The 11691-nt window shown below is 44.2% G+C and carries 10 protein-coding genes; 7 read left to right on the top strand and 3 right to left on the bottom strand.

All coding sequences use genetic code 11. The features are described from left to right. Positions 1–114: 114 nt before the first annotated feature. From ACLGGO_RS03975 to ACLGGO_RS03965, 3 genes are all read left to right on the top strand, one after another. Positions 115–1443: a four-carbon acid sugar kinase family protein gene (locus ACLGGO_RS03975; RefSeq protein WP_446337614.1), complete on the top strand. Its 1329-nt coding sequence runs from the start codon at positions 115–117 to the stop codon at positions 1441–1443. 463 nt (positions 1444–1906) lie between these two features. Further along, positions 1907–2440: a pentapeptide repeat-containing protein gene (locus tag ACLGGO_RS03970; protein WP_446337615.1), complete on the top strand. Its 534-nt coding sequence runs from the start codon at positions 1907–1909 to the stop codon at positions 2438–2440. Positions 2441–2487: 47 nt separating this feature from the next. After that, a complete protein-coding gene (locus tag ACLGGO_RS03965; protein WP_446418349.1) occupies positions 2488–3465 on the top strand; it encodes a CHAD domain-containing protein in 978 nt (325 codons plus the stop codon). 14 nt (positions 3466–3479) lie between these two features. Here ACLGGO_RS03965 and ACLGGO_RS03960 read toward each other — a convergent pair whose 3' ends face one another. Together ACLGGO_RS03960 and ACLGGO_RS03955 are read right to left on the bottom strand one after the other, a co-directional pair. Then, on the bottom strand, positions 3480–4505 hold the full coding sequence (locus ACLGGO_RS03960; protein WP_446418348.1) for an outer membrane protein assembly factor BamB family protein: 1026 nt from the start codon (positions 4503–4505) through the stop codon (positions 3480–3482). Continuing rightward, a complete protein-coding gene (locus ACLGGO_RS03955) occupies positions 4505–5374 on the bottom strand; it encodes a phosphotransferase (protein ID WP_446418368.1) in 870 nt (289 codons plus the stop codon). The genes ACLGGO_RS03960 and ACLGGO_RS03955 overlap by 1 nt, the downstream gene beginning before the upstream one ends. A gap of 939 nt (positions 5375–6313) precedes the next feature. Here ACLGGO_RS03955 and ACLGGO_RS03950 point away from each other — a divergent pair. Then, complete coding sequence (locus ACLGGO_RS03950) at positions 6314–7744, top strand: hypothetical protein (RefSeq protein ID WP_446418347.1); 1431 nt, start codon at positions 6314–6316, stop codon at positions 7742–7744. A gap of 80 nt (positions 7745–7824) precedes the next feature. Here ACLGGO_RS03950 and ACLGGO_RS03945 read toward each other — a convergent pair whose 3' ends face one another. After that, positions 7825–8970 (bottom strand): response regulator, encoded by a 1146-nt coding sequence (locus ACLGGO_RS03945; protein ID WP_446418346.1) that lies wholly within the window; start codon positions 8968–8970, stop codon positions 7825–7827. Between the two features lie 358 nt (positions 8971–9328). On the opposite strand from ACLGGO_RS03945, the gene ACLGGO_RS03940 reads away from it, so the two are divergent. The 3 genes from ACLGGO_RS03940 to ACLGGO_RS03930 all read left to right on the top strand — a co-directional run bounded on the left by ACLGGO_RS03940 (position 9329) and on the right by ACLGGO_RS03930 (position 11521). Further along, the gene (locus ACLGGO_RS03940; protein WP_446337621.1) at positions 9329–10201 is read left to right on the top strand and encodes an alpha/beta fold hydrolase; all 873 of its coding nucleotides are present in this window, start codon (positions 9329–9331) and stop codon (positions 10199–10201) included. A 340-nt stretch (positions 10202–10541) separates the two neighbouring features. Beyond that, positions 10542–10877, top strand: a complete 336-nt coding sequence (locus ACLGGO_RS03935) for a hypothetical protein (RefSeq protein ID WP_446337622.1) — start codon at positions 10542–10544, stop codon at positions 10875–10877. A 329-nt stretch (positions 10878–11206) separates the two neighbouring features. Beyond that, a complete protein-coding gene (locus ACLGGO_RS03930) occupies positions 11207–11521 on the top strand; it encodes a hypothetical protein (protein ID WP_446418345.1) in 315 nt (104 codons plus the stop codon). Positions 11522–11691: the final 170 nt, after the last annotated feature.

Below are 11691 nucleotides of genomic sequence, written 5' to 3'. Positions count from 1 at the left end.
GAAGGGGGGAACAAGTTTATCTATCCGACGCGCTAAACGTGCTTCCGACTCGATATCCTGATACTCTGAATTCTAGGGACGAATTAACCATTGCCGATCGCAGGACAACAAGAGATGACCAGCAAACCCAAAATTATCGTTTTGGATGATGACCCGACCGGTTCCCAAACCGTTCACAGTTGCTTGCTGCTGACGCGCTGGGATGTGCAAACGCTGCGCTTAGGACTAGCGGACGCTTCACCGATTTTCTTTGTCCTGACCAATACTCGGGCGTTGACGCCAGAGGAAGCCGCAACAGTAACCTGTGATGTTTGCCATAATCTGAAAATTGCCATAGAAACCGAAAAAATCGACGATTTTCTCGTCGTCAGTCGCTCTGACTCCACCCTACGGGGACATTATCCCGTAGAAACCGATGTGATTGCCCAACAAGTGGGACCCTTTGATGCTCATTTCTTAGTCCCGGCGTTCTTTGAAGGTGGACGAGTAACCCGCGACAGTGTCCATTACCTGATGGTGAATGGCGCTCCCACACCCGTTCATGAAACCGAATTTGCCCGTGATTCGGTATTCGGTTATCACCACAGCTATTTACCCGATTATGTCGAAGAAAAGACCAAAGGAAGGATTAAAGCCGAAGACGTTGAGCGATTTGTCCTCTGGGATATTCGCCAAGGGAGTTTAGAACGCCTCCTCAACCTGAGTGGGAACCAATGTGGTGTCGTTGATGGGGAAACTCAAGGGGATTTAGATAAATTTGCGGCTGATGTCCTTACCGCCGCCGCTCAAGGAAAACGATTCCTATTTCGCTCGGCTGCCAGTATTTTAACCTCTCTGGCGAATCTGGGCGCTCAACCGGTTCCGCCAGAGAATATGGCACAGTATGTGAGAGAGGGAAAACCCGGAGTTGTACTGGTGGGTTCTCATGTTAAAAAGACCACCCAACAGCTTGAACAACTGCTCAAAGTCTCCGATATTGTCGGGGTTGAGGTGGATGTTACTGATTTACTCGAAGAGTCACAAACCCAACGGGATGCACTTTTAGCCAAAGTTCTCGCTACCGTTGATGAGATTCACAACTCTAATAAAACACCAGTAATTTATACCAGTCGTGAGGAATTGGTCTTTAAAGACGTGGAAACTCGGCTCAAGTTTGGCGCAGCAGTTTCGGCGTTATTGATGGATATTGTCAGGGGCTTACCCGGAGATATTGGCTTTTTAATTAGTAAGGGCGGGATTACCTCGAATGATGTCTTAAGTACAGGATTAGAGTTGAGAGCAGCCCGGTTACTGGGTCAAATTATTCCTGGCTGTTCAGTGGTGCGAACCCCATCGGATCATCCCCAGTTTTCGGATTTACCTGTTGTACTGTTTCCGGGTAATGTCGGAGATGCGGATGGGTTAGTTACCGTTTATCAGCGCTTTTGCCAAGACAAAAAATAATAATATACTAGACGTTGCCTGCAACGTCTGGTACAAGATGAAATAGGAAATAATAGTATGTTCTGCTATAGCGGACGTCTATCATCCCTGTAGTTATTTAGGCAAAACCATTACCCTTCTCCCCTATATCTAATCCCATTTATTGGTAACATTGACTTAATATTCACCCCTGCCAACCTCCCCTGACTAAGGGAAGATGTCGTAAGCGGTGGGGTAGATAAAGTGCAATTTTATACAGAATTGGGATAAATCCCTTTCTTTTAGCAGAGGGCGCTATAGTCTCCGGTTCGAGTAAAATAGCGACGTAGATCACAGTGGGGAACAAATTAGAGTCACGCAGGATGGGGGGTTAAGTTACCTCTAAAGCGGATTAAATTCACCCAAAAGTAGGACGTTACTCAATTAATCGTTCAGCCCAATACCTGAAGATTAACTATGTTCAATTTATCAGGAAAAAAAGGCTATGCAATCCTCTGATCGAAATATCCTTAACCAACACCAATCCTCGGCGTCGGCTAGAAAGCAAGAGTTATTTAAGAAACTCGAACGGATAAGAATAGTACCCGATCGCCTACTGGAGGAGTATGGGGCGGGAGAACGGGATTATCGGGGATTTAACCTCAGCAACTTAGAGTTAAACGGAGTAGATCTACAGAGAATCGACTTGAGTCAGGCAAATCTTGAAGGTATTATTTTAGAAAAAGCCAATTTGACTCGGGCAAACTTCAGTAGAGCTAACTTATGTCGGGCGAATTTACGCCGAGCAGATTTGATTTGGGCAAATTTACATTGTGCTAACCTACAAGGGGCAAACCTAAGAGGTGCAGATTTAAGTGGCGCAGATTTGAGTGGCGCAGATTTGACCGATGCGGATTTAGGGGGAGCAATACTACCCGACGGAACGATTGTTTTAACCAGTGAACAGTCAAGTCTGTTATGTAGTAGGCTGAAGAAATTGCCGCAAGGGAAACCACGTAGGATATATGTTGATATTTAATTCCCCCTGCACCTGGAGATCCCCCTGCTTCCTTATTCCTGGCAGCATTGTCAGCTTACTCTAATTCCCACGCGATCGCACACTTAACCATGGCATATCGATTAAAGGCACACGAATCTATATCTCAGGGAGTTCAGCGCATTGCTTACGAACAGATTGACAAAGCATTAGCCCAATTATTGGGTCAAACCGATGATAGCCAAGAGGAAGCGGTTCACGATGCTCGTAAGCGGTTGAAGCAGCTACGAGCCTTAGTGCGCTTAGTTCGCGATGAAATTGGTTCACAGACGTACCACCAAGAAAATAACTGTTTCCGAGATGCAGGGCGATTGTTATCGGATGTGCGGGATGCTCAGGTAGCGATTGAAACCTTAGATGATTTAACCGAACATTTTGCCAAAATTATCTCAGCCAATGGCTTTAAGGAAGTGCGTCAAGCATTAGAAGCCCGCAGTCAATCCATTAGTGAACGGGTTTTGGCAGAAAAAAATGCTCAAGACGATGCCATTCGGATGATTAAAGAGGCGCGGAAACGAGTTAAGCATTGGTCAATTAAAAGTAATGATTGGTCAACCATCCAGTCAAGTCTCCAGCGTGTCTATAAGCGAGGGGATAAAGGATTAAATTGTGCCGTTAAGCAGCCCAGCGTTGAGACTTTTCATGATTGGCGCAAGCGGGTGAAATATCTTTGGTATCACCTGCTAATTCTCAAATTAGTTTGGCCCGATTTGATGGATCAAATGGCATCCGAGACGAAACAGTTAGCCGATTATCTAGGGGATGATCATGATCTGGCGATGTTGCGCCAACTGCTGAAACAGGAGCCCAAACTAGCTCGCGATCGCACTCAACTAGACGCCCTATTGGGTTTAATTGACCGCCGACGACTACAATTGCAGCAATCTGCCCAGTTTTTGGGACGACGCATTTATGCGGAAAAACCGGGAGTGTTTGTTGAGCGGATTGGCGTTTACTGGCAAGTTTGGCGATCGGAACTTGAGCAGCCAATTCCGGCTCAAAAGTAGGTTCATGCGTTGCCCTATCTTCGCCCTAAACGCATCAGATTTCCATCACAAACCACGTAAATCGCATCATCAGCTACCGCCAACAAAGACGTAATCGGCGCGGGTGCTTCCCACTTCCATAACTCTTCACCCGTCGCCGAAAGCTCAAGCAGAAAGCAGGAAAACTCACAAAAGTCTTTGTACTTATCCCACTCATCCAGGGTTGGACTTTGGGCGATATAAACTTGTCCTGCGGTTCCCACAGAAATTGCCACCGGAGTTTTTGATATCGGGTATTCCCATAACATCTCCCCTGACTCCGTTACTGAAACAACCGCTTTTTTCCCATCCACCCCGGCTGTAGCAATTAGCGTTAATTCACTATCTGGAGACTCAAAAACTGTCAACGAATCCATAAAAATGCGGTATCCAGAAGGCAGAATCCAAGGGCAGACAGTACAATGTTCTTTATTAAGTATGAATAGCTGATTAATGCCGTAGCCAACAACAATTCTTTTTGCGTCAGCCCTCCTCATGGTTAAAATTTCCTCTGAAGGCGATAACTCATCCCATGACCCCCGCTTAGAGCCATCATCAACAGCATAAGCCATCACACCCTGAGTGCTGGTAAACACCCAATCCTCAACGACAACAGGTTGTATCCAGATTGCCTTTTTATCCGTTGGAGCCGACCAACAAAGCTCACCTGTTTGATAAAATACATTTAACTGATTATCCCAACCGTGGTATATTAAGTGGCTTTTTGTTACCGCCGGGATGGCATAAACAAAGCTATTGACGGGAATCGACAATTTTAGCTCTCCTGTATTAGGCGATCGCACCGTTAACTGCTTTCCACCATCACAGATGCCAACAATGTCCCCAGAAGGCGCAACCACCATTTTACCGATTGGATGTTCAAATCTTAGATGCCAAAGCATTTGCCCCTCAGCCGTAATCGCCACCATCTGATCAGAATCGGATACCAAAACCCGATTATTACTAACTACTAAACTCTTGACCTTACGAAAGGGCAGAGGTACTGAAAAAGCAATATTCATTATTCCTCTAGTAGTTTTACTATAAGTTGCAGATTGTTATAGATAACTCGTTCATCATCCGTCGCGATCGCCTTCATCAACTCACCCAACCCAGCACGAACTCGAAAAAATTTCACCCCTGCTTCTGGCATTTCCCCCTGGTATGCATCAGCAAAAGCCTGCTGTAACTGCTCAACTTCCTCTAAAGACACCCCATAATTAACCCCAAAATTAGCCAACTTTTGATAAAAATTGCCATAGTCCCGCGCTGGCGCACCAATTGCTTCTCCCCCCTCCCCCATTGAATAGTGCATTGTGGGTGTATCAATCGCCGTTAGTTGTTCACTTGGCTGATCCCAAAAGAAATTCCCTGGATGCGCGTCACCGTGAATGAGAGAAGCTTGTCCAGGATGCGCGATCGCATCATTAACGACTTTATCAATTTTTTCGTGAAGCCAGGATTCATCTAAACTTAACAAATTGCCCTGACGAACGATTGTAGATAGTTTCCCTTCTATATCCCTTACCGCATTAACATGTCGCTCCAAAAACATTTGAGGGACTTGTCCGCCACGCACCGAATGCAGTTCACTCAATGCCCGTGCATTACCCTTTACCGCTTGCTTTGTCCGTTCCATCTGTGTGCTACGATTCTCTCCAGTAGCAGTCCCTAGCTGTTGCAAGTAATCATCAATTGCCGCCCCAGGCGCAACCGAACTCACCAAAACGCCCAACTCTCCCGCCTTTGCCACACCCAAATTCTGCGGCGATTTAATCACTTCAAACTTTTCCTGCTCAAACCGCTTCAAGGCGGATAATTCCCGGGCAAATTCCTGGAGATTGGGAAAAAGCTTGACTGTCGCGATAGACTGACCTTGGTCATCGAACAGAAAAAATACAGGCGCACCTGAAACACCCGTCGCCCCTTACTGTTTCAGTTCTTTAATATTTTTCAGGTTAACTTGATTTGGATTTTTGCCCACACGAGTAGCCGCAAACCGGGCTAACTCGTCCCGACTCGGGCGATCGCACTTGACATTTTACTGTCCGCCAGTCCTTACCTTGCGGACGCAAGTTTGTATAGCTGCGATTTCCTTTTCAACAGGGGGAAAGTGCAAGTTGAGTTAATTGATACGCCGGGATTGTCGGTAAAATCCGCCCCTACATCCCTTTGTAATACAAATATTTCCATTTCCGGTCTATCTGTCTTACACCGTCTCTGTGTAGGAATAACTGAGAGAACTCACAACCCTTGTATTGTCTATATTACGTTTATCGCTGCCTATAGCAATATGTTTTAATTTACCACACACTGTTTTGTCTTAGCACTAAAGCTGTAATACTACAAGCATCTAATTGTGCCGACAACTTTATGAGCAGCTAATATAAAAAATGAAATTATATCACATCGATACAATTAATAATAATATTTAAAAAAACTTTTTATTTTACGAGTATTTACTCAAGTATATTTTGAGCTATTTTCCCAATTACCTCTTCCGTCTAAAGGTGGAGAATATCTCCGCCCAGAAAAACGATTATCCATTTTTAACGGTTTTTCGCCATTTTTAGGCAAATCACCCTTTTTAGGGTGAAAACGCTATATATAATGCTTTTTGCTCTTAAATTGTCTATATATAGCGCATTTGCGCCTTCTTTACCTAAATTTCCAAGTCAAAATGAATCATTTTATATAAAGAAACCATAAAGTAATGCTTTAGTTTTTTTAAGCAATGATGAACTTTTTTTCAGTCGTTAGAAAAAGGTTGCACAAGTTTAAATGAATTCGTTAATATGCTATTCAGAACGAAAAAACCAGGGGAACTTGCATGTCAAACTCTGCTTTGCCTCAAGATAGTTCAATGCATACTACCGCTTCAAATGCGAGCAAAACACTTAAGAAAACAAAGCAAAAGATTTTAATTGGCACGCTTGCCGTATGCATTGGTGTAATGGGTTTAGGAGGAGCTGGACTAGCTTATCGACAGACCACTCGATATAAAGTCAGCGATGCAATTCAGGTTAATCTCAAGGAATTATCAAATACTAAATATCCAGCCAACACATCAAGTTTAAGTAAGCAATTCCGACGCTATAACGACCGGACATTAACCGTTGTCAAACGAGATGATACCCATTTCGATTTTGTCCTAGAGCCGAATAACGACCACACGGCTAAAATCGTTATCAAAAATATTGACTTAAGCCTTTTAACTCCAAAAGCACCAGAATGGGTCAAAAACGATGAAGGGTTAGAAGTTATTGCCTTTACTGACCGCGAATGGAACCGCCAACAGATTAGTTTTCCGGCTGACTCGGAACATATTGAAATTAGTGGCGGCGATGGCTTTGAAAAAGAAAACCTCGCTCAAGTTGCTTTGGCAAATAATTGCATCAATGGTGGATTATGGGAAGTTATTCTAACCGCCAAAGAGGATGGTGATAAAGCCCTTTACTACCAAGGATGGTTCGACTTTCCCTTAGGATATTACAAACAAGTCTTTGAAAAAATCAACAATATATCCTATTGGAAATACTGGCGACGCCTAGAACATTGGCAAGATCCCAGTGGCACCGTTGTCAAGACGGATTTGCTGCGAAATGTCATCAATGAGCAAGAGGTTCGAGCCGATTTCCCCCTTGATGAAAAAATAATTGCTTCCGGTGAGCAAACCCGTAAAGTCAGAACAGTTCTCGCGAATAATTTGCAAACCTGGGGCGATTTTTATAGCGGTGAACATGAGATTCAGTTTGGCTCTTTTGTTTCTCCTGGATACTATAATACAGATAAACCATGGGGAAATGAATACTGGCGCATTGGTCAATTTGACAAAGCCGTTCTTCGGAATATTGATCCTGTAGGCGTCGATGAAACATTACAGGAACTGGAGTTGACGTTCACGGATACGAAAACCGGGGAAGAAAATAAGTTGTTTATCAGTGGCGTCAATATCAAAGACCTGCCGCAGTTACCTGTAGACAACTATAATAAGGGGTTGTATATGCCTCTAGGGATTGGTATCCCTCCTTTTTATCAAGACTACGAAGAACTGAAAGCCAACCATCCGGATAAAAGTCCTTATTTCAGCGTATTACTGGATTCTAAGGGCGGGTGGATTGACCATCACAAACTCGCCTTAGATGGCGTTGTCATGCATCTTGATCAGGATAATCCCGAACTCTTGCATCTGTACTTCTTATCCTACGAAAGGATGACCCTCATTGCCCATTTCAAAATTGATGTGAAATCTCTCAATTAGTCACTTGTTGTTGTATAGCAACCACGGGTATCGGTTAAGACACATCAGTAGAGACGTTCCGCCGGAACGTCTCTGTTCGCTTACCCTAAATGTTTCTGCACCATGTCCAACAATTCTTGGGCTTGAGGTGGTTTCGCTAAAAACCCTGTTGCACCCACAATCTGAGCGCGAGTCCGGTCAATTGACGTATTTTTAGCCGTCAATATAATAATGGGTGTCTTTTTAAACACAGGAGTTTCTCGCAGAAACTTACAAATGCTATAGCCATCAGCATTGGGCAAAAGTAGGTCAAGTAAGATTAAGTCTGGCTTGTATTCAATAAGTTGGGAAAATCCTCGCATCGGTTCGGGAATACTCAACACTTGATACCCATTGGGGACTAAAATTTTTCTTAAGGTGAGCGTTAACACCGGACTGTCATCAATGCAAGCAATTAAAGGCGTTTTGTTTCTGAGTGGAGTCGGATTGACTTCCGGTGGTTTTCTGCCGGCGACTACCGGAGTATCTACAACGTTATCCTTAGTCCTTGGTAAGGATAAATCAGGAATTTCTTTAAATTTGAGCATCCCTTGCTTAACCCAATCCGTCAAAGACTGAGTGACATCAATTATGGATTTATTTAGCTCAATAGCAATATCCCACAAGGTTAATTTTCCGTTGAGATACTTGTCTTCAATCGGCAACTCAGAAGTGTCTGCTCCCTCTTGTAAAATAGGAGCTAGAGTTGGGCTAAGGTGACTTAAGCCAGCCGCTTGCCATTGTTGCTGCATTTGCAGGGCTGTACCCAGAATCGTTTGTATTTCGTTGGTGGATAAGGCGACAACCTTGCAAAATGTCGATATCGCTGTTTGGGTAGGTTTCCAGTCGCTGTTTAAATCCGGGTAAGGACTGAGTTCAAATAAACATTCTTGAACTAAACTGCGAATGACTAACTTGGCTTGAATCAGGCTGAGTTGTTTTTTGCTCAAGCCGCGATCAATAAGCTGACATTCCCAATTATGATTGTCTGAAAACTGGGAGTAATCATCCCTCCAGTTCCAATTCGCTCGATGCTGCCTTATGGCTCTGTTCCAGCGCCTCACTGGATGCTGTTTACTCTTGGGATAAAGTAATTGACCCCGAACCAGGTAAAGCGTCCAAACTGTCTGAGCGTTTTGTAGAATTAGCTCGCCATTACCATGTTTACTAAAGTTGTTTAACTCTTGAATTAGACGGGTTAAATTCATTTTAAATAATTTTATAAATAAAAATTAATGTCAGGGTGCAAGCGGCTCCCCTACATACATCATCAACTAGATTTTCAGGTCACTTATGTTAATCTTTCTGTAGAAAATCAGCATCTGATTCGATGATGGAACCGATGTTCTATAAGGGTAGATGCTTGCCTTGAAATGTAAATGCCCTCTCGTTGACTCAACGGCGCGATCGCGATCAGAAAAAGGATGAATAATCTGAGGCACCTGTATCTGCTGCTTGAAAGGATTTCACCATCTGCACCATCTGAGTTGCAGCTAGATACTATGTCTGAATATAAACTAACCTACTTAGTTAAGATCTGTCTACTTGTCCCCCATCGGCACAGTTATGTTTGAGCAATTTACCCAGCACCGGATTTCTACCTCAGATGCCACGATTAATCTGGTGATGGGTGGCGAAGGATATCCTCTGTTACTACTTCATGGTTATCCTCAAACTTATGTAATGTGGCATCAGGTTGCGCCACTTCTGTCGCAACACTTCACAGTGATTTGTTCAGATTTGCGCGGCTATGGTGACAGCGATAAACCCACTTCTGATCCAGCCCACCTGACCTATTCTAAACGGGTAACAGCCCAAGACCAAGTAGAACTGATGGATATCCTGGGTTTTAAGCGCTTTTTTGCCGTCGGGCACGATCGCGGCGGACGGGTGTTGCATCGCCTCCTGCTTGACCATCCTGAGCGGGTTGAGAAGGCGGCGGTTTTAGATATTGTACCCACCCGAACTATTTTTCAAACCGTGGATAAAGAGTTAGCCACAGCTTACGAACATTGGTTTTTTCTGATCCAGCCGAATAATTTTCCGGAACGACTGATTGGTGCTGACCCAGAATTTTACCTGAAGACCAAGATACACCAATGGAGTGCGACACAGGCGGGGTTTACCGAGGCGGCGATGGCGGAATATATTCGCTGCTTTAGCCAACCTGCTGTGATTCACGCCACCTGTGAGGATTATCGCGCCGCCGCGTCCATTGATCTAGAACACGATGAGGCAGATATTGACCAGAAGATTCAATGTCCTCTGTTGGTGCTATGGGGCGCAAAAGGCGTAATGCAACGCCGCTATGATGTCTTACAAACTTGGCGCGATCGCGCGATCGATGTTCGGGGTCAGGCGTTGGACTGTGGTCATTTTCTGCCAGAGGAAGCGCCGCAAGAGACAGCGAAGGCGTTGCTGGATTTTTTGGCGGAATGAGAAATATGGGGTACGGGGGTACACAGGAAAATTTTTTCAATTAGCACTCACCAATCCCTAATCACCAATATTGGTGATCAGCCTATTGCCGAGAAGCGTGCAGATTGACTATCATGCTATTGGTGTATTACGTGTTTTACGCTATCTTACGGTTAAGTACGCTTTCAGGGTCATCGCAATGGCATAGAAAAGAAACCCTCTTTTTGAGAAAAACTCAAGCCAGAGGAGCTATCTTCTCTAGTCCGTTGCGAGTAAGTGCATCTACGACACCAAATTGAAGAGTTCCACCTTGACTACACCCATTGGGTGTACAACTTAACCTTTTTATTTAAGGTTTTTTTTGACAAAACAGTTATTGAATTATCTGTGCGAGGAGTTTATTTTGGCATTCATCCGACTCGCCGATTTGATCATAAATATGGACTATGTTGCTGCGGTGACGTTCAGCACCTACAACGGATTGGGTGAGGGAAACGAGATCCCGGTTGTTAACATTTGTTTAGCAATTCCAGAGGGTTCCCTAGATGGTCAAACTGCAGATGGTCAAACTTCATCATGTGCAAGGGATTGCCAGAATTGTCAGGGTATAGAAAAGCTGGAATATGAGAATGATTTAGCGATCGCGATTTGGAACTACTTTACCCAATCAAGTGAGGTGACGGTTCTGTTTGAGTAATGTCTAAGGGGTGGGTGAGGAGGGGAAGTGATGGGGAAATTCTCCCTCATCTCCCCTGTACCCCCTGTCCAAGTTTATGAAGACTCGATAAAACCTCCAAGACTTTGTTGCTGATACTCGTGTAGTTGCCCTATGATAAGGAAAGTGTATTACAAGTTATACGACTGTCTTACAGATTCAACCAGATGTGGGAATGAAAGCCTAGGGTCTGCGATCGCTCACCTTTATTGCTTCCGTTCTCCTCAAGGTTGGACACCACCAGGGTAATCTATCGTTTTCGCTTCAAATCCCACTATTCCTGAATGTGGTGTTTTTTAGGTACTAGCGCTATGAGTTCATTCAAATCCGAAAACCAATTAAGTCAGATCAATCCCTCAACCCCTGATACTGTATCTTCTGAAGAAGTGCAGAAATTTGACCTAGAAAATCAATTAGCAGAACTTGCCGTTCCTTTAGCCCAAGCCTGGAAAGACAATCATCCAGAAGCGCAACCCGCATCAGAAGTAGATTTAGATGTTTGTACGTTGGCGGTGGCGATTGAAATGGCGATCGCCGGGGAAGCTGTTGGTGGTCCCATCGGCGCTTTAATTTCCTCTGGTGGGGGTGTAAAGGCGGCTAGTGTGGCTTGTAGACGAGTGCTTTAGGCGTCGTATCTCATTGGTCAATTGACAATTGTCAATTGTCCATTGTCAATTGTCATTTTTCATTCGTGAATTAGGACTCAAGCAAAAAGTGTGGGGTTTATTTTTGCACACCCCCTGAGGATAAACATCTGCCGTGTTTTTTACACCAAAGTCACTCGGATATCCTTTTT

The organism is Coleofasciculus sp. (assembly GCF_046565525.1).
Classification (GTDB): domain Bacteria; phylum Cyanobacteriota; class Cyanobacteriia; order Cyanobacteriales; family Coleofasciculaceae; genus Coleofasciculus.
This window is presented reverse-complemented; position numbering and strand designations above follow the sequence as displayed.